The organism is Paenibacillus cucumis (ex Kampfer et al. 2016) (assembly GCF_019748695.1).
Taxonomy (GTDB): Bacteria; Bacillota; Bacilli; order Paenibacillales; family Paenibacillaceae; genus Paenibacillus; species Paenibacillus polysaccharolyticus.
On sequence record NZ_JACLIC010000009.1, the window covers coordinates 235,070 to 254,478 of the forward strand.

19 protein-coding genes are annotated in these 19,409 nt (G+C 44.7%); 4 read left to right on the forward strand and 15 right to left on the reverse strand.

Going from position 1 to position 19,409, the window contains the following annotated elements; genetic code table 11:
* Positions 1-94: 94 nt before the first annotated feature.
* The 3 genes from H7T88_RS06255 to H7T88_RS06265 are packed head-to-tail and all read right to left on the reverse strand — an operon-like array spanning position 95 to position 1,517.
* The gene (locus H7T88_RS06255; RefSeq protein ID WP_090923590.1) at positions 95-304 is read right to left on the reverse strand and encodes a DUF951 domain-containing protein; all 210 of its coding nucleotides are present in this window, start codon (positions 302-304) and stop codon (positions 95-97) included.
* On the reverse strand, positions 294-1,235 hold the full coding sequence (locus tag H7T88_RS06260; protein ID WP_154890311.1) for a mechanosensitive ion channel family protein: 942 nt from the start codon (positions 1,233-1,235) through the stop codon (positions 294-296). The genes H7T88_RS06255 and H7T88_RS06260 overlap by 11 nt, the downstream gene beginning before the upstream one ends.
* Before the next feature lie 18 nt (positions 1,236-1,253).
* A complete protein-coding gene (locus H7T88_RS06265; protein WP_186809681.1) occupies positions 1,254-1,517 on the reverse strand; it encodes a putative Se/S carrier protein in 264 nt (87 codons plus the stop codon).
* Between the two features lie 117 nt (positions 1,518-1,634).
* On the opposite strand from H7T88_RS06265, the gene yyaC reads away from it, so the two are divergent.
* Positions 1,635-2,240: a spore protease YyaC gene (gene yyaC, locus H7T88_RS06270; protein WP_090923592.1), complete on the forward strand. Its 606-nt coding sequence runs from the start codon at positions 1,635-1,637 to the stop codon at positions 2,238-2,240.
* Here yyaC and H7T88_RS06275 read toward each other — a convergent pair.
* From H7T88_RS06275 to rpmH, 12 genes are all read right to left on the reverse strand, one after another.
* Complete coding sequence (locus tag H7T88_RS06275; protein WP_090923593.1) at positions 2,215-2,715, reverse strand: DUF4446 family protein; 501 nt, start codon at positions 2,713-2,715, stop codon at positions 2,215-2,217. The genes yyaC and H7T88_RS06275 overlap by 26 nt on opposite strands.
* Before the next feature lie 146 nt (positions 2,716-2,861).
* Entirely contained in the window at positions 2,862-4,016 is a 1,155-nt protein-coding gene (locus H7T88_RS06280) for an aminotransferase class V-fold PLP-dependent enzyme (RefSeq protein WP_221787669.1), read from the reverse strand.
* Positions 4,017-4,156: 140 nt separating this feature from the next.
* Positions 4,157-5,005 (reverse strand): ParB/RepB/Spo0J family partition protein, encoded by an 849-nt coding sequence (locus H7T88_RS06285; RefSeq protein WP_154985156.1) that lies wholly within the window; start codon positions 5,003-5,005, stop codon positions 4,157-4,159.
* Positions 4,998-5,759, reverse strand: coding sequence for a ParA family protein (locus H7T88_RS06290; RefSeq protein WP_090923627.1), 762 nt, complete (start codon positions 5,757-5,759; stop codon positions 4,998-5,000). Before H7T88_RS06290 ends, H7T88_RS06285 begins: the two co-directional genes overlap by 8 nt.
* 190 nt (positions 5,760-5,949) lie before the next feature.
* The gene (noc, locus tag H7T88_RS06295; RefSeq protein WP_090923596.1) at positions 5,950-6,768 is read right to left on the reverse strand and encodes a nucleoid occlusion protein; all 819 of its coding nucleotides are present in this window, start codon (positions 6,766-6,768) and stop codon (positions 5,950-5,952) included.
* A gap of 732 nt (positions 6,769-7,500) precedes the next feature.
* Positions 7,501-8,223, reverse strand: coding sequence for a 16S rRNA (guanine(527)-N(7))-methyltransferase RsmG (gene rsmG / locus H7T88_RS06300; protein WP_154960417.1), 723 nt, complete (start codon positions 8,221-8,223; stop codon positions 7,501-7,503).
* Complete coding sequence (gene mnmG, locus H7T88_RS06305) at positions 8,223-10,112, reverse strand: tRNA uridine-5-carboxymethylaminomethyl(34) synthesis enzyme MnmG (protein WP_090923598.1); 1,890 nt, start codon at positions 10,110-10,112, stop codon at positions 8,223-8,225. The genes rsmG and mnmG overlap by 1 nt, the downstream gene beginning before the upstream one ends.
* A gap of 143 nt (positions 10,113-10,255) precedes the next feature.
* The gene (gene mnmE / locus H7T88_RS06310; protein WP_090923599.1) at positions 10,256-11,632 is read right to left on the reverse strand and encodes a tRNA uridine-5-carboxymethylaminomethyl(34) synthesis GTPase MnmE; all 1,377 of its coding nucleotides are present in this window, start codon (positions 11,630-11,632) and stop codon (positions 10,256-10,258) included.
* Positions 11,633-11,797: 165 nt separating this feature from the next.
* Positions 11,798-12,499, reverse strand: a complete 702-nt coding sequence (gene jag, locus H7T88_RS06315; RefSeq protein ID WP_154985154.1) for an RNA-binding cell elongation regulator Jag/EloR — start codon at positions 12,497-12,499, stop codon at positions 11,798-11,800.
* Positions 12,496-13,374 carry a YidC/Oxa1 family membrane protein insertase gene (locus tag H7T88_RS06320; protein WP_090923601.1) on the reverse strand — a complete coding sequence of 293 codons (879 nt, stop codon included), beginning with the start codon at positions 13,372-13,374 and terminating at the stop codon, positions 12,496-12,498. The genes jag and H7T88_RS06320 overlap by 4 nt, the downstream gene beginning before the upstream one ends.
* Positions 13,375-13,448: 74 nt before the next feature.
* Entirely contained in the window at positions 13,449-13,799 is a 351-nt protein-coding gene (gene rnpA, locus H7T88_RS06325; RefSeq protein ID WP_090923602.1) for a ribonuclease P protein component, read from the reverse strand.
* Positions 13,800-14,066: 267 nt separating this feature from the next.
* Positions 14,067-14,201: a 50S ribosomal protein L34 gene (gene rpmH / locus H7T88_RS06330; protein ID WP_019914530.1), complete on the reverse strand. Its 135-nt coding sequence runs from the start codon at positions 14,199-14,201 to the stop codon at positions 14,067-14,069.
* Positions 14,202-14,844: 643 nt separating this feature from the next.
* On the opposite strand from rpmH, the gene H7T88_RS06335 reads away from it, so the two are divergent.
* The 3 genes from H7T88_RS06335 (at position 14,845) to gntK (ending at position 18,778) form a co-directional block, all read left to right on the forward strand.
* On the forward strand, positions 14,845-15,519 hold the full coding sequence (locus H7T88_RS06335) for a GntR family transcriptional regulator (RefSeq protein WP_221787670.1): 675 nt from the start codon (positions 14,845-14,847) through the stop codon (positions 15,517-15,519).
* Between the two features lie 296 nt (positions 15,520-15,815).
* The gene (locus H7T88_RS06340) at positions 15,816-17,177 is read left to right on the forward strand and encodes a GntT/GntP/DsdX family permease (protein ID WP_221787671.1); all 1,362 of its coding nucleotides are present in this window, start codon (positions 15,816-15,818) and stop codon (positions 17,175-17,177) included.
* Positions 17,178-17,230: 53 nt separating this feature from the next.
* The gene (gene gntK / locus H7T88_RS06345) at positions 17,231-18,778 is read left to right on the forward strand and encodes a gluconokinase (protein WP_221787672.1); all 1,548 of its coding nucleotides are present in this window, start codon (positions 17,231-17,233) and stop codon (positions 18,776-18,778) included.
* The last annotated feature ends 631 nt before the right edge of the window (positions 18,779-19,409 follow it).

Below are 19,409 nucleotides of genomic sequence, written 5' to 3' on the forward strand. Positions count from 1 at the left end.
AAAACGCTATTTCACTATTACGTTTCATCACCGCGATATGGCTAGATCATGCATCTAAAACACCGGATATATGTTTTCCTCTTCCACCCTACCCTCAGGATTCCTCATCCTCTTCTACCGAGCGTAACACTTTTTTCATGTTTTTCTCGAACTTGGCCCGAGGAATCAGTACGCTATGTTTGCAACCAACACACTTGATCCGAATATCCATCCCCATCCGAATGATCTCCATCTCATTGCTTCCACAGGGATGCTGCTTTTTCATCTGTACGATATCTCCAAGCTGGAAACTTTTACGCTCCACCTGCACCATCTCCCTCATCATTATCCATCGCAGCCGCCTGCTCTAATGCAGCCAATTTGCTTCTCTCATGGTACTCGAGTATTTTCTTCACATCTCCCTGAATTTGACGTTCGACCGAAGACCGGGAGTTCGGCATACATTCCGCTACCACACGAATGACATAATCAGAAGTGGACATCGACTGAATACCTAGCACATCCGGTACCTTCACAATATTCAGATCTCGTTCCTCAATACCTGCGAGCGATTGCTTCACCAGATGTACGGACTCATCCAGCGTCAGATCAGCCTTCATCGGGATATCCACTACAGCAAGCGAATTAGACATCGAATAGTTAGTCACACTTGCAATTGTACCATTCGGAATGATGTGTACTTCTCCCTGCCAGCTTACCAGTTTGGTTGTTCTTAGACCAATGACTTCAACAGTTCCTTTGAACGTGCCTGTCTGAATCACATCTCCTACAGCAAACTGATCTTCTAAAATAATAAAGAATCCGGTAATGACATCCTTCACTAAACCCTGGGCACCAAAACCAATTGCAAGCCCCAGAACACCGGCACTAGCTAGCAATGGTCCAACCTGTACATTGATCTCGGATAACAGTAACAAAATCATAATGAAATTACATGTTATCGAGGTCGCATTTTTCAACAACTCACCAATCGTTACGAATCTGCGCGGGTTGACGCGAATTTTGCCTTCCTGTTTCCGTGCCATCGAACGATCAATAACCCGGGACACCACTTTAATGACAATACGACTGATAATAAAAATAATGAGGATACGAATCGAACTGAACATGATGTTAAGCCACATATCCGTATCCGAAATTTTAGCCCACACTTTATCCGTCCAACGAATGGCTTCATCCACAGTTGATGCATAAATGCCGACATTATTACCAGCTTGCGCAAAATAAAATGACATCAAAGTCTGATTCCTCCTCTACATCGGTATGTTATCATAGCTGTCTTCGGTTTTGAAATAGAGGCCGCGAATCTCAACAAACTCATCACGAATAATTTTCTGTACTCGCATCAGATCCTCTTTTGGAAACTGAATACACAGTGCACAGCCCGCTGTAATCTCCTTAGGTGTCGGAAACAAGTCAATCTCGATCTCAGCAAACTCTAATAGCATCTCTGCTCGCAGTGCCTGCTGCGTTGAATCAAACGCAATCAACATCCAATCGTTCAGCCATTCGTCCATGTCCTGCCCCTTTCAAGCTACAACCACTCTCAGGTAAAAAGCCTGTCCTTCCGAAGTATAAAACACTCTACCTTTCCATATACTGATACTACTATTCCAAGGGAAAGGATAGATCCTATGAATCCTACTTCGCGTTCCTTTTCATCACAAGATCTGACCAGCCTGAAAGTTCCTCATACTGATCCAGGTGTGCATTCTGCCATTGTACATCGTTTAATGTTCCATCTCTATAAAGCTCATTCCTTGCAAAATGTAGTGATTGTCTGCATCGGTACAGACCGTTCCACAGGTGACTGTCTCGGACCGCTAGTGGGTACGTCACTGGCAAAATGGGACAGCCCTCTGTTCCATCTATATGGCACATTGGATGAGCCGGTTCATGCTGTAAATCTGCAAGACACACTCCACAAAATCTACAACACCCATCAAAATCCGTATGTGATTGGTATTGACGCCTGTCTTGGCCAATCCTCTAGTGTCGGTTGTATCCAGGTCGTAAACGGCCCGCTCAAGCCTGGCGCAGGCGTAAATAAAGAATTACCGCCGGTCGGCGATATCCATCTGACAGGTATCGTTAACGTCGGCGGTTTTATGGAATACTTTGTGCTTCAGAACACACGGCTTAGTCTCGTTATGCGGATGTCTGAAATTATAGCAAGCAGTCTGTACTCGGCCATTCGGGAATGGCACACTCGCTCTACTCTGCTTGCTGTGCCAGAGTAATAGCTTCCTTCTCCTCTGGGGAAAGTGTATACGTTGACTCTCCCCCTTTTAGAGGTTTTGCATATACATATGAACCATCACGATTGAATAATCCCGTAAGGATCATACCGTCCTGACTTTCATTAATCATGGCTATCGAAAAGCTCAGGTCGCTACCACGCTCTCCATAAGCGTTGTATCTTTTAACACCGACCTTGCCCTGAATACGAGCCAGCTTCTGCAATGCTGTTTGCAACTGATTCGTTTGCAGTTTGTGTTCGTCCTCAATGCTGTCCATCTGAATCTTCAGATTAATTAGTAGGGACTCCAAATCCTCCACACCACTGCCAGCCATCATGGCTTCGTATTTACGTTTAAACTTCCGTAACTTTGCCCCTTGAGCAATACTCACGATCAGCAAAATCACCGTAAGCAATGCCAATCCGCCAATAATCCATAACAGCTGTTCCAGAATCAGCTCATTTAATTCAGCCATGTAAGTGCAACTACCCCTCTATGTTTTTGATCAGATTCACGTCTGTCCGTAGTTCTTAGCTTTTATTATAAATCAACCCGTTATTCAAGGAATTAATCATATATTTCCATTTTGAACAACAGAACGTTGAACAATTTTGTTACTCCCTATTTCACTGCTGTTAGCTCAGTAATGGCCCGAATGAGTTCATCGACCTCTTCATGGGAAGAGTTGTATCCAACGCTTGCTCTGACAGCCCCGGTAGCTGTTGTACCTGCTGACTCATGCGCAAGTGGAGTACAGTGAAATCCTGAACGAACCGCAATACCATAATTCCGATCCAGCCGGAATGCAAGCTGAGCTGAATCATATCCCTCAATTATAAAGGATACTAATCCTGAACGAGGTTGTCCAATGTCCGGGCCCAACAGTTGAATACCTTTGATCGAAGAAAGCCCATTCATTATATGTTGCGTTAACTCCCACTCATGCTGATAGATGGAAGCAGGTGTCATGGCAAGTACATGCTTCACCCCCGCTCCTAACCCAGCAATCCCCACCGTATTAGGAGTCCCTGCTTCATATCGATCTGGACGCACTTTAGGCTGTTCTACTGCCTCGGATTGACTACCTGTACCTCCATGAAGGAGAGGTTGCACATCAAGCTCAGGAGCGATGTATAAGCCGCCTGTACCTTGGGGTCCTAGCAATCCCTTATGTCCTGGAAAAGCGAGCATATCAATGCCTAGTTTTCCTACATCCACTGGCATTATCCCAACACTCTGAGCTGCATCCACCAGTAAAAGAGCGTGATGTCGACGGCATAGTTCTGAGATTTCTCCAATTGGCAAAATGCTCCCTAGAAGATTAGAACTGTGCGTACATACGACCAAACGGGTGTTTTTCCGAAACATCCGCTCCATCTGTTTTAAGTCTATGGCTCCATAAGCTGTGACGGGTACATAATCAATCTCAATCTTACCCTGTCTGCGAAGGAACTCCAGAGGGCGCCGAACTGAATTATGTTCCGCCATGGTGGCTATCACATGATCACCCTCTTGAAGCACACCCTGAATTGCAAGATTAAGAGCTTCTGTTGTATTTGAACCAAATGCAATATCATTAGGGTTTTTAATACCAAACAGAGTCGCTAAGCCTTTTCTCGTTTCAAACAAAACCCTGCTCGCCTGCACAGCCATACGATGACTCCCCCTGCCTGGGTTAGCCCCTGCAAATTGAAGGGCATTCATCATTGCCTCACCAACAGCAGGTGGTTTAGGCCAGGATGTCGCTGCATGATCCAGATAGATTGTGTTCTCCATCCTCCTACCACCTCAGCTCATAAGAATTAATTACAGGATTTGTTTACAAACAAAGAATGACATATCGTTTCTCCAGAACACAGAGTCGATATGTCATGACATGAGTAGCTCTGCATGTTGTTAATGATGCACCCGAGTTGTTATTGCAACAGTTCTAATAATCGTTCGAGATCTTGTTTGCTATAGTAGTTGAGCTCTATTTTACCTTTATCTTTCTGACCATGTTTAATTTTCACTGTCGTTTTAAATCGTTCCCGAAGTGACTCTTCCAAGGTGTCAATGAACGGATCTTTCTTCTTTAGCTTGGCCTTAGCCTTTGCTTCACCTGATTTGGAACGATCAAGTTGTTGCACTGCTTCTTCCAGCTCACGCACACTCCACTGCTGATCAATGGACTGTTTAGCCAGCTGTTTGACCAGGTTCTCATCCTTCACACCAACAATGGCACGTGCATGTCCCATTGACAATGTTCCACGTGAAACATGATCCTTTACTTCCTCTGGCAAAGCCAGCAACCGTAAAAAGTTAGCGATGTGAGAGCGTGATTTACCGACCTTTACGGACAACTCTTCTTGGGTCAAAGAGAATTGATCCATTAATCCCTGGTAAGCTACTGCTAGTTCCATTGCATTCAGATTCTCCCGTTGCAGGTTCTCAATCAGGGCTATTTCCATAACCTGCTGATCATTAAACGTACGGACAACAGCTGGAATGGTAGCATTACCACAATACTGTGATGCCCGAAACCTGCGCTCGCCTGCAATAATCTCATATCCTCGGAGTACAGGACGAACGATAATGGGTTGGATCACGCCGTGCTGCCGGATCGATTCTGCCAGTTCATGTATTGCTTCCTCATCAAATGCTTTACGCGGCTGATAAGGGTTAGCCCGCAGTTGACTAATCGGGATTTCTACGACTTTATCATCGTCATTAATTGAAAGCGAAGGAATGAGGGCATCTAGTCCTTTTCCAAGCCGCTTACTCATAAGAAATCACTTCCTTTGCGAGCTCTAAATACACTTCCGCTCCTCGGGAACGGGGATCATACGTTATAATGGATTGCCCGTGAGATGGTGCCTCACTCAGCCGTACATTACGCGGAATAATCGTTTGATATACCTTTTGCTGAAAATACTTCTTCACTTCTTCTATAACTTGAATGCCCAGATTCGTCCGAGCATCAAACATCGTCAGTAACACGCCTTCAATCTGAAGAGAGGTATTTAAATGTTTTTGCACCAGCCGAACCGTATTCAGCAATTGGCTTAACCCTTCCAATGCATAATACTCACACTGAATCGGAATAATCACGGAATCGGAGGCTGTTAGCGAGTTGATCGTCAACATTCCGAGCGATGGCGGGCAATCAATAAGAATATAATCATAATTATTTCTAACTTGTGCGAGTGCCTTTTTCAGACGAACTTCTCGCGATATGGTGGATACCAATTCGATCTCGGCTCCGGCAAGTTGAATTGTTGCAGGTATGATATGAAGTCCCTCAATTTGTGTCTCCGCGATCGCTTCCTGAGGAGGCACATCATTAATTAGGACATCATATATACAATTCGCCACATCTGCTTTATTAATTCCGACTCCGCTCGTTGTATTTCCTTGGGGGTCAATGTCAACAAGCAGTACCTTCTTCCCGAGTGAAGCAAGTCCTGCACCCAAGTTAACCGATGTCGTTGTTTTCCCCACACCGCCCTTTTGATTTGCTACGGCCATAATCTTAGACAATACCTTCACCTCAAATAAAATAGGAGTCTTTTCTTGTAGGTTGTGAGTTACAGTTAACAATAAGCAGGAGGCCACCGTCCACAAGAACAACAACTACCGTTTCCTTAACAGAACGATTTGTTCCCTTCACGTCGCATGAAAAACGGACTATATAGACAGAAAAAGCGGCCATTGCCGCCTTAAGCTTCAATTATTTGCGTTTTGGAATATGAATAACAATCTCGTAGTGATCCTCATGATCCGCTTCTTTTGTTTTGATATCCATACCTGAGCCTGTTACCATATCGATAGATTGACGAATCGTGTTAAGTGCCAGTCTTACATCCTTAGTAAAAGATATCCGCTTGGACTTTTTAATCTTGGAAGCTTCCTTATAAAAAGCAACACGTACCTCTGTCTGCTTGACATTCAATTCCTTGTCGATAATCTCGCCCAGCAATTTCAATTGCAGTTCTTCCGTATCCAGCGACAACAAGGCTCTTGCGTGACGTTCAGATATTTTGCGCTCCATCAAGGCTGTTTTCACACCTTCTGGAAGATTCAACAACCTAATCTTGTTAGCAATGGTAGATTGACTTTTACCAAGTCGTTGAGCAAGGCTCTCCTGTGTCAACTGATGCAAATCTATCAACTTTTGGTAGGCAACCGCTTCCTCAATCGAGGTTAAACCTTCACGCTGCAAGTTCTCAATTAACGCAATGGATGCGGCCTGAGAGTCGTTGAATTCACGCACAATGGCCGGGATGTGCTCAAGACCTAGTTTGCGAACAGCACGCCAGCGGCGTTCCCCAGCGATAATCTCATATGATCCATTACGAACCCGAACAACAATAGGTTGAATAACACCATGTGTTCTGATCGTTTGCAGTAACTCATCAATTTTATCATCATCAAAAATAGTACGGGGTTGATATGGGCTACTCACAATTTCGTTAACCGGAACCTGTTTAATCTCGTCTCCGTTATTGCGCTCCGCCAAACCAAACAACTTCGAAAATTGTTCTTTCATTCCGTAGATTACCACCTAGTTTCGTAATAGCTCCCACATTAGCAGGTGCTTCTTATTCCATAAGCGAGACTTCATACTCATCGTTCCTGAAATAAGTTATGCCATTCGTATTGCCCTGCTGCGAAACAGCATCAAATGCTTAACCATCTATTGATATGAACTAATCTAAGATCACTGTTTACGCAGGAACTGATACTTCTATTCTATCATCTTTTTCACCATAATCCTATGTTTACCTATTCTTTAAAAGAATCAAATTTTCCTGCTTTTTTATTCTGTTTATTAGGAAAATAAAATGAATGACTACCTATATAAGTTGAACTAAAGATGTTTACACGGAGCACTCCGACGACAGAATAACCTTCCCATCGCTGTTATCCCTGGATTTTTTTGATTCCCTTTTCTAAAGGGAAAAATCCGATGATAAGCTTATGCTTCCGATGTAGCTTTCTTGCAGAAAGCTTTTAGCCGACCGCTTCGCTTTTTCAGGTTTTTTCTTTCCTCTCCGTTTCTGTGTAAATAAAAATAGTTCAACTTATATAAATCCTGATGAACTAAAATTATTCCAGCCCTGATTTTGTATATGAAAATCTCATCCCACGGTATACATTTAATTTAACTCGGTTCTAATTTAGAAAACACAAAAAAATAGAGAATGTTTCACGTGAAACATCCTCTATTTCCATCTGGTCATTCAACACGTTATTTTGTTTTTGTCCCTATGTCACAATACTACACGAGTGGAGTTTTAAGTGGTGTCCCCGGTTTACGTGGATACTTATGTGGTGTCTTATCAAACTTCTGAATCAAAATGATATGACGTTCTGATTCCTCCACCGGCAGCTGAAATGGATGAACAGCCTTCACCCGTCCTTTCAGCTGATTAAAGCTGAACTCTGCTTCCTTCATTTCATCCCTCGGGTCTCCACCCTTCATTGCAGCGAACATACCGCTTTTACGTACAAAGGGAAGGCAGAATTCATTCAGTACCGCGAGCTTGGCTACCGCTCGTGCAGTAACCAGATCATAGCTGTCTCGATATCCTTCTTTGCGGCCCAGCTCCTCAGCACGACCATGGATTAATTCGACCTGCTCCAGACCAAGTGTATCCACTACATACTGTAAGAAACCAATCCGTTTATTCAATGAGTCGATGATCGTAAGCTGGATATGTGGAAAACAAATCTTAAGCGGGATTCCCGGGAATCCTGCTCCTGACCCGATGTCAGCCAGTTTGTTTACTTTGTTCATATCCGTATAAAACGCTAACGATACCGAATCATAAAAATGTTTGGTATATACCTGCTCACGATCCGTGATGCCGGTAAGATTCATTTTTTCATTCCAGGAGACAAGTTCTTTATAATACAATTCGAACTGTTCCAGCTGGAGTTCTCCCACTTCCAAGCCATGCTCCTTCAAGCGTTGTTGCAACTGCTGTTGAATATCGTCCATTATTGACCCCTTGCTGCGGTAACGCGGTTATAATGCTCAAGATAGACAAGCAAGATAGAGATATCAGCAGGCGTTACACCCGCAATACGAGACGCCTGACCAATGGAGATTGGGCGAATTTTCGCCAGCTTCTGCTTGGCTTCCATCGCAAGACCATGAATCTCATCATATACGATCGTGTCTGGAATTTTCTTTTTCTCCATTTTTAGCAAACGTTCCACGTGGATCAATTGCTTCTCAATATAACCCGCATATTTAATTTGAATTTCGACTTGTTCCTTCATATCAGCAGTCAATTCCACCTCGGAAGGAGATACTTGCTCAATCCAGTCATATCCAATCTCCGGACGACGCATCAGGTTCAGCAATGTGCTTCCATCCTGAATCGGTGTAGAACCAATCTCTTCCAGTTTGGCATTAACTTCAACAGGACGTACCTTTGCATCTTTCAAACGTGCAATCTCCTGCTCGACTTTCGCCTTTTTATCCAGGAAAGATGCATACCGATCCTCGGTAATCAGTCCAATGTCATGACCAATTTCGGTAAGGCGCATATCTGCATTGTCATGACGGAGCAGCAAACGATACTCGGCACGAGAGGTCAACAAACGGTAAGGCTCATTCGTGCCTTTGGTAACGAGATCATCAATCAGTACTCCAATGTAACCTTGGGAACGATCAAGTACAATAGCCTCTTTGCCCTGCACTTTACGTGCTGCATTGATTCCAGCCATAACCCCTTGTCCAGCAGCTTCCTCATACCCGGATGTACCATTAATCTGACCCGCTGTGAACAGCCCTGGCAGACGTTTTGTTTCCAGAGATGGCCACAATTGCGTTGGAACCATCGCATCGTATTCAATTGCGTAACCGTTACGCATCATTTCCACTTTTTCCATACCCGGAATCGAACGAAGAACAGCCAGTTGTACATCCTCTGGCAGACTTGTAGATAAACCCTGTACGTAATACTCCGATGTATTTTTACCCTCCGGCTCCAGGAAAATCTGATGCTTTGGCTTATCGCTGAAACGTACAATTTTATCCTCAATGGATGGGCAATAACGCGGCCCTGTTCCCTCAATCACACCTGAGAACATCGGCGCACGATGCAGATTATCATTAATAATCTGATGTGTTTCCACAGATGTATACGTCAACCAACAAGGTAGCTGCTCATTCGTAGAAGATGTTGTCTCATAGGAAAAGAACTTCGGCTCATCATCGCCGGGCTGAATTTCAGTTTTGCTAAAATCAATTGTATCCTTATGCACACGCGGTGGTGTACCCGTTTTGAAACGTACAAGCTCGAAGCCCAGCTCACGCAGATGCTCCGACAATTTCAGAGATGGCTGCTGATTGTTTGGTCCGCTTTCATACATCAGCTCGCCCATAATGACTTTACCGCGCAGGTATGTTCCTGTTGTCAGCACTACAGCTTTGGCACGATATTCTGTACCTGTTTGAGTGACAACTCCTACACACTGACCATCCTCTACGATTAGACGATCTACCATGCCCTGACGCATCGTTAGATTAGATTCTTTCTCCATCGTTTCTTTCATTGTATGCTGATAAGAGAACTTATCCGCTTGCGCACGTAGCGCATGAACGGCAGGTCCTTTACCTGTATTGAGCATCCGCATCTGGATAAAGGTTTTGTCAATATTCCGGCCCATTTCCCCGCCGAGTGCATCTATTTCCCGTACAACGTGTCCTTTTGCCGGCCCACCAATGGATGGGTTACAAGGCATGAAAGCCACCATGTCGAGGTTGATCGTAATCATCAGAGTTTTTGAACCCATTCGGGCCGCTGCAAGAGCTGACTCTACCCCGGCATGTCCTGCTCCAACGACAATAACATCATATCTGCCGCCATCAAAAGCCATGTGTATTACCTCCTTATATTGCTGTTATCTATATGAAAACCAACACTTCCTGGCAACAACATCATTCCATCCTTTGACAACGGGCAGAAATTGTACCTTCCCATCATACACAACCATTTCATTGAAAGAAACGATAAAATGATTTACTTTCCTAGGCAGAACTGGGAGAAAATCTGATCTATTAATGCGTCATGCGCTGTATCTCCCACGATCTCTCCAAGCTGCTCCCATGCCAAACGAACATCGATCTGGATCATATCAATCGGAACAAACTGATCCGCAGCCTCATACGCATCAATCAGAGATTGCTTCGCCTTTTTCAATAAGGCAATGTGGCGAACGTTACTTACATACGTCAAGTCAGCAGACTCCAGCTTTCCACTGAAAAACAGCGTCGAGATGGCATCTTCCAATCGATCAACGCCCAGATCATCCTTCACAGACATCGGAACAAGCCGCTCCTCCGGAATGTAACGGAGCAGGACGTCACGGTCAATCTGTGGCGCTAAGTCCATTTTATTCATAATGATAATTGATTGTCTACCGCGGATTTGTTCCAGCAATTCAATCTCATCCTGATGAAGCGGCTCGGCCGCATTCACAACCATCAGAATCAGATCCGCATCATTGACAGCTGAACGTGAGCGCTCGACCCCAATCTTCTCAACAACATCCATTGTCTCACGAATCCCTGCTGTATCGAGCAATTTTAAAGGGATATTGTTTATTGTAATGAATTCTTCAATGACATCCCGGGTCGTACCCGGAATATCAGTCACAATGGCCCGGTTATCTTGAGCAAGTGTATTCATTAATGAGGATTTACCTACGTTAGGTCTTCCAACGATTGCTGTCGTGATGCCTTCACGTAATATTTTGCCTTGTTCTGCCGTAGTGAGCAACTTATCAATCTCAGCCATAACCTCACTGGATTTTTCTTTTATAAATTCAGACGTTAATGATTCCACATCATGCTCAGGATAATCGATATTTACTTCGATATGAGCCAGTGTCTCTACCAATGTATATCTCAAATCACGCAACTTGGAGGAGAGTTTACCTTCTACCTGCTTCAATGCTACCGAGAAAGCACGATCCGACTTCGAACGAATCAGATCCATGACTCCTTCAGCTTGGGACAAGTCAATCCGTCCATTGAGGAAAGCGCGTTTCGTAAATTCACCCGGTTCAGCCAAACGGATGTTCAGCTGCAGTAGCAGATCCATCACCCGCTTAACAGATACGACACCACCATGTGCACTAATCTCAACAACATCCTCTGTGGTGAAGGAACGAGGCGCACGCATCACCGTGACCAGTACCTCTTCAATCTTTTCACCATGGCCAGGATCTATAATGTGCCCGTAATGAACTGTATGGGAAGGTGCCTGAGTCAAAGGTGTTTTGCTGCGGAAAATCTTCTCTGTCTCGGTCACCGCATCCGGCCCGCTGACGCGAATAACGGCTATGCCGGCTTCACCAACCGCCGTAGATATGGCTGTAATCGTATCGCTAATCATTGTGATCTCTCCCTACTCTCTATAATGAAGTTGTCATCCATCCCATTCCGGAGAACGCCAACACATATTCAACTCAATGGGTACACTACTATCGCATATGCTTCGGTACGAAAAAAGCAATGGCTTCTGCACCGGGCAGGCAGCCATTGCGTCATCAATTGCGTGTTATTTCAACGTAATAACCACACGCCGATTGGGCTCTTCGCCCTTACTTAAGGTCTTAATCTGCGGGTGATTTTGCAGTTTGGCATGAATCACTTTACGTTCAAGCGGAGGCATCGGCTCTAGTACAACTTCCTTACCTGTACGGATTGCTTGTCCAGCCAATCGTTCAGCTAGATCTTCAAGCGTTTTCCGCCGGCGCTGACGGAAGTTCTCCGCATCAAGTACGATGCGAACGAAGCTTTCCGAGTACCGATTGGCTACGATATTGGTCAAATACTGAAGAGCATCCAGCGTCTGTCCACGTCTGCCAATAATCATGCCGAGGTCTTCCCCGGAAATATTGAAGATGTGACCATCCCGCTGTTTCTTGATATGCACTTCCACATCCAGCCCCATACCTGCCGCAACCTCTTTCAAAAACGCAGCCGCTTCTTCATAGGGATTATGGACTGCTACACCCTCAAGTAATGCTTCAATCTCAGGTTCAGGTGTGGCTGGTTTGATCGGCTGCGGTGCAGCTTCGGGTACGGGCAACAAGCTCACTTCAACTTTAGCAGCCTTCACCCCGAACAAACCCAGGAATCCTTTTGACGGCTGCTCTAAAACTTGTATCTCGACCTTGTCCCGGCTCACGCCAAGCTCAGCCAATCCTTGGTTTACAGCATCTTCAACGGTTTTTCCTGACGTAATGACTGTGGTCATTTCGATTTTTTGGCCCCTTTCGACCCTTTCCCAGAGACGGTTGCCTTGCCACCGTTTTTGCGTTTAGCTCCATTTTTGGAAGAGCTGCTTTGCTTCACGTTGACCTCGGCCACAACTTTATCATTATTCCGGTAAAGGAAATAGTTTTGCACGATGGTGTAGATATTACTGTAGAACCAGTAAAGCGGCAACGCTGACGGGAACTGATATGACATAACAAAAATCAAAATCGGATACACCCACAGCATGAACTGCATTGGGCCAATCTGCTGTGCAGGATTCATACGCATCATCATCCACGTTTGAATGAACGTTGTGATGGCAGCCAGCACTGGCAAAATAAACAGGTGATCCGGTGATCCCAGTTGGAGCCACAAGAAATCATGCGTTCTCAGACTGGAGTTTCCGTAAATGGAGTTATAAAGTGCGATGTAAATCGGCATCTGAATGATAAGAGGCAGACAGCCGGCCATCGGGTTAACCTTGTTCTCCTGAAACAATTTCATCGTCTCTTGCTGAACTTTCTCAGGTGTATCTTTATACTTGGCTTGAATCTCCTTCAGCTGCGGCTGAATGGCCTGCATCGCTTTGGAGCTGCGGACCTGTTTCATCGTCAATGGTAAAATCAATGTCCGTACAATAAGCACCATCACCAGGACAGCCAGTCCATATTCACCGCTAAACCAGTTAGCGAATGTATCGAGCGCCAGTGAGAACCAGTACACGACATTGGCTTGCCAGAATGATTCACTATTCTTCAGATCTTCCGTTGTAACCCCTGCACCTTGTGGAGTACATCCGGCGAGTACAGTGACCATTGCAATGACTGCAATGAGGAGAATCCACTTCCCCTTAGATGTCTTCAATCGCGACACTTCATAACCCCTCTCTTAACCATTCCATTCCACCGTAAATCATACCATAATTAGGAGGACAAATAAACCGAAGCTTACCGCTTGCACGACTTCAACAGGGAGGCCTTACGCAGTACATGCAACAGACTTTTTTCCATTTCCTTATAGGGCATGCCTAATGCACCTTTGCGGACGATGAAAATCAAATCCATCTGCGTAACAATCTCTTGTTCATGATGACGTACAATTTCCTTGATCATGCGTCTCATCCGGTTACGCACGACAGCGTTTCCTATTTTTTTGCTACAGGATACGCCCACCCGGAATTGTTCGGTATCTTTACGGCGGCAGCCATACACCACGAATTGATGATTGGCAAACGATTTTCCAAACCGATATACACGGCTAAAATCCGCACGGTTTCGCAGACGCAGTCTTTTATACACGGCGCTTCTCCTTGCTGTCCTTCATCAACGTTATTGACGGAGGTATCATTACTAATTTAGTATAGGCTTTCTTGATCGACGGTAAACCGTCTTGGCGACAACTTGTATATAAGGAAAGTTTCTGAAAAAGAGAAACTTAACCAACAATTATGATTAGCTAACTGGTACGCTTCTTCACAGCCTGTAAAGCAATGAATTACGCTATATAACCAGCCTGAATAATCCGTTTTAAGAAAAAAAAGACCACCTCGGTGGTCTTCAGATGCATTAAGCACTCAGGACTTTACGGCCTTTCAGGCGACGTGCAGCCAAAACTTTACGGCCGTTTTTTGTGCTCATTCTTTTACGGAAACCATGAACTTTTTTACGCTTGCTAACGTTCGGTTTGAATGTAGGTCTCAATGTATTGCACCTCCTTACAAGGAAATACTTATGTGATGAATCCTTTTCATCTTCACAGAAAACACCTTTATATATTTAACCACGTCCAATTGGAAAAGTCAACTGAAAAGCGACGCCTCCCTCCCTCTTTTTCATATGCTTTCCAGTGCTCAAAAAACATGCCTCTCTATCCTAGAGATTTTCCCCCAATAATACAGCCACAAAATCATCAAAAAAAGTTATCCCCAACCTCCGAAAAAGAGCTGATTTCTTCATCTTCTTCCGTTATCCACACTTCTTATAATATGTAATGAAATCTGTATTCCTGTTTTAAGTTATTCACATGTGGATAAAGAATAATAGGTTGAAGTTTGCAAAAATAATGCGTGATGTATCCGCTTCACTGTATAGGTTTACAACGTTTTAAGAAAGGTGTAGGATGGAAATCAGCATCTTGTATACAAGTATACCTTTTGTTTTTTTACCGTTTTTATTTCGCAAGCAATCGACACTAGATCGAATTGCGATACGAGAGCAGTACACATCAACTCTTGTGTGTACATTCAGTAATTTTGACTTTTCGACAATAGATTGAATTCTGAGGTGTAGCACATTGTGTTATGATTCTAACGTACGAATTACTTAATTTAGGAGCGTTAGCCATATGCAATTTCCATCTTCCTGGCTTCAAGGAGCATCTCGCGGTGAGGCCATAGCTTGCGAATTAAGGCTGAGAATCATCAACGGAACCCTTCGGCCTGGGGAAATTTTGTCGGAAAATCGAATTGCTGCTGATTTTGACAGCAGTCGCTCGCCTGTTCGCGAAGCATTGAGAACGTTGTCAAATGAAGGGCTGATTCGGCTTGAACGGATGGGCGTTGTCATCCTGGGCCTCAATATGAAGGATGTCGAAGAACTGTATGATGTGCGTTTTCTCATTGAAAGCTTTGTACAGCAACGGCTAGCGGCAGATGTGCCTCCAGCGCTAATCACGCAGCTGAGCAATATCATTGACAAAATGCAACTCGCTGGCAAACATCAAGATGCTGTCGAATTTGCTTATCAGGATCTTACGTTTCACGAGGCCATTGTCGAGGCAGCCTCCCATTCCCGTATCTCACACCTGTGGAAGAGCATCAGATATGTTGTGATGACGGTCATGCTACTTACTACGCGCAGAGTATTTGCCCAAGGTGAGCCCAAAGTAAGTACTGTAATTGAAAAACACCGCTCCCTTGCAACTGCTCTGGAATCAGGGGACAAAGCTCTGATCCAGCACGGGGTACGCACATATTTTAAAGACTCTGGCCAAACGTTACACGAAAGCTTTGAATTTTGAACTTGAGTTCTTACAGTATACCGTTGTCAGAAATCTTGGTATTTGTTAGAACCGAAAGCGTTGCGTACAGATTTTCTTATGAGTGACCATAGAGTTGGCAATCAATCCAGCGTCAAGGACGTGAATGATTGCCACATAACTTGTCGACAAGTATACAAAATGCGATTTTTTTCATTTTCCGGACATGATAAGGGTAGTTTGCTTCATTACATTGTTATCAGATCATCAAGATGCTAATTTTTTTATCACTGCTTTCATTGTAAGCGTTTATCCCAAGACAAAGGAGTAATTACATCATGAGCACGATTTTCGGATTATCCCATAATGCTACATTGCTGATCTGGACGTTGATGGCCATCATCTTCCTGATCCTCTTAATCTCCAAATATAAATGGAACCCCTTTATCACCCTTTTATTATCTGCATTAATGCTTGGTTTGCTTGCAGGTATGAAGCCAGCTGACGTCATTTCCTCCATTACGGGCGGACTTGGCGGTACTTTAGGCACGATCGCTATCGTCATCGGACTTGGTACCATGCTTGGTAAAATGATGGCTGAATCTGGCGGTGCCGAGCAGATTGCGACGACTCTTGTTGACCGATTCGGTGTGAAACGTGTGCACTGGGCTATGATGATTGTTGGATTCATTGTAGGTATTCCTGTTTTCTTTGAAGTCGGTGTCATTCTAATGATTCCGATCATCTTCACGGTAGCCCGCAAAACCAATATGTCCCTGCTTCAGATCGGTATTCCTATTTTGGCTGGTCTCTCCACAGTTCATGGGCTTGTTCCACCACATCCGGCACCGATGATTGCCATTGAAGCCTTCAATGCGGATCTGGGAAAAACGATTCTGTACTCTTTAATTATAGGCATCCCTACTGCGATTATTGCTGGACCGGTATTCGGTAAATTTATCGGCAAAAGAATTCACACCGAACCACCAGCTGAACTCGCTGAACAGTTCTCGTCTAAGAAAAACATTCATTTGCCCGGATTTGGCATTACATTGTTTACGATTCTGTTGCCCGTCATCCTGATGCTGATTGGCTCCATTGCAAACATCGTTGATCCTGATGCAACAAGTGGGTTTACCGTCTTTAGTGAGTTTATCGGCAATGAGATTATTGCTTTGTTGATCTCTGTTGTCTTTGCCCTCTTTTCACTCGGTTTTGCCCGCGGATTCACCAAACATGAACTTTCACGCTTCACCAGTGAATGTCTGGCCCCAACAGCTACCATTATTCTCATTATTGGAGGCGGCGGTGCCTTCAAACAGGTGCTGATTAACAGCGGCGTTGGTAATGCCATTGCAGAATTCGCCACAAATGCACACATTAATGTCATTTTGTTTGCCTGGCTTGTAGCTGCACTGATTCGTGTCGCTACTGGTTCAGCTACGGTTGCGATGACTACAGCTGCTGGTATTGTTGCTCCAGTACTCGCTCTTACACCAGGAGCTAACATTGAGCTGGTTGTACTTGCCACGGGGGCAGGCTCCCTTGTACTTTCCCATGTTAATGATGCAGGCTTCTGGATGATTAAGGAGTTCTTTAATATGAGTGTTGCTCAGACACTCAAGACGTGGACTGTTATGGAAACACTACTTTCTGTGGTTGGATTGATCTTTATTTTGCTACTAAGTACAGTGGTGTGATTGGACGCTAACATCCTTTTTCTCATATAAAAAATCGAAAGAAGGACGAACGAATGACCAATTATATGATTGGAATCGATATTGGAACAACCAGCACTAAATCCGTGTTATTCACAGAGCAAGGCGAGGTAATCACGACCTCCACTCAGGAATATCCGCTATACACACCTGCTCCGGATGTTGCAGAACAAGACCCGGATGAAATTATGCAGGCAGCCATCCGATCTGTACACGGCGTGATGACCCAGAGCGGAGTCTCGGCTAACCAGATTCTCTTTGTATCCTGCAGTTCAGCCATGCACAGTGTCATCGCCATGGATCAGAACGATCATCCGCTAACGCGCTGCATCACCTGGGCCGATAATCGAAGCGCAGCTTGGTCCGCCAAGCTGCAAGAAAATGGTGTCGGTCATCAAATCTATCTACGCACAGGCACCCCCATTCATCCGATGTCACCTCTGACCAAATTGATGTGGCTTCGTCATGACGAGCCAGAACTATTCGAACGCACGGCAAAGTTTATTTCGATCAAAGAGTACCTTTTCTTCCGTCTATTTGGGCAATATATCGTCGATCATTCCATCGCTTCGTGTACGGGACTGCTGAATCTAGAGCAACTGGACTGGGATCAGGAAGCACTGGATATCGCAGGGATCACACCGAATCATCTATCGAAGCTTGTACCGACGACTTATACAATAGAGGGAATGCATCCTGAATGGGCTGAAAAAATGGCTCTTTCCCCCTCCACGCCTTTTGTAATCGGCGCAAGTGATGGGGTACTATCCAACCTTGGCGTTAACGCCATCAAACCGGGCATCGTCGCCGCAACCATCGGAACGAGTGGAGCCATTCGTACTGTCGTTGATCGCCCTGTGACCGATCCGAAAGGCCGTACCTTCTGTTATGCCCTGACGGAAAAACTATGGGTTGTAGGTGGGCCTGTGAATAACGGTGGAATGCTGTTCCGCTGGGTACGGGATGAGTTCGCCGCGTCGGAAGTGGAAACAGCGAAACGCCTCGGCATCAACTCCTACGATGTACTGACCAAAATTGCAGAACGTGTTCCACCCGGCTCCGAAGGGTTGCTGTTCCATCCGTACCTCTCGGGCGAACGTGCTCCACTCTGGAACCCAGATGCCCGTGGCTCTTTTTTTGGACTGACCCTCCATCATAAGAAAGAGCACATGATTCGTGCAGTACTTGAAGGGGTTATTTTCAACCTCTATACCGTTCTGCTTGCCATGGAGGAACAGATCGGGCAACCCACCTCAATTCAAGCGACGGGTGGGTTTTCACGATCGCCGTTGTGGCGGCAGATGATGTCCGACATCTTTAATCAGGAAGTCGTTGTGCCTGAGAGCTTTGAAAGTTCATGCCTCGGTGCTGTTGTTCTAGGCCTGTATGCTACGGGACGAATCAAGTCTCTTGAAGAGGTTTCCTCAATGATAGGCACAACTCACCGGCATACGCCAGTCAAAGAACATGCCTCCCTCTATCAGGAGCTACTGCCGATTTACATTCGCATTTCACGTAAACTTGAAGAGGAATATGCAGACATTGCAGAATTCCAACGCAAAATGTCTATTCTTCATATATAAGTAGAGGGAGACCCCGCAGCCATAAAACGGCTGCGGGGTCTCCCTCTTTTTGATGTCATTTTGTCTCTACCCATGAGCACATCCATACTTGTGGTCTACCTCAATTATTTCCTCATGGTCACTTTTGATGTAATCAGCCATCCCTTTTTAGTCACTTTATGAGCATTCAGCAATCCAAAACCTCACCTTTTTACGACATGGCACCTCATGAGGTTGAAAAGGACTAATTACTATTCTTCTCATTTTCCCACTTAACTCACTTCAATTCACTTTCAGTTTATCCACAGCGAAGTTATTCACATCGCAAGTCCACTTTTGCACATCATTTAGCATCTTTCGACGGATATCCTGTGTATAAAAGTTTTTGGCACTTTAGGTCATGCTGTCGAAAATTAAACAATTTATAAACAATATATTGTGTTGTGACTAAAAATTATACACAAGTTATTGAATTTGTGGATAAAATCTCGCCATACGTTGAAATGCGGGGCTTCTTTTGCTATGATTGTATTACTTTTGGATGTGAATATGTGATCTGACCCATAATATTATCAACAGCCTGTGGATAAAGTTGTGAACAATTTTCCGTTGTTCCTTCTTTTTTTGTTTTTGACCTGTGGGGGTTTGGGGA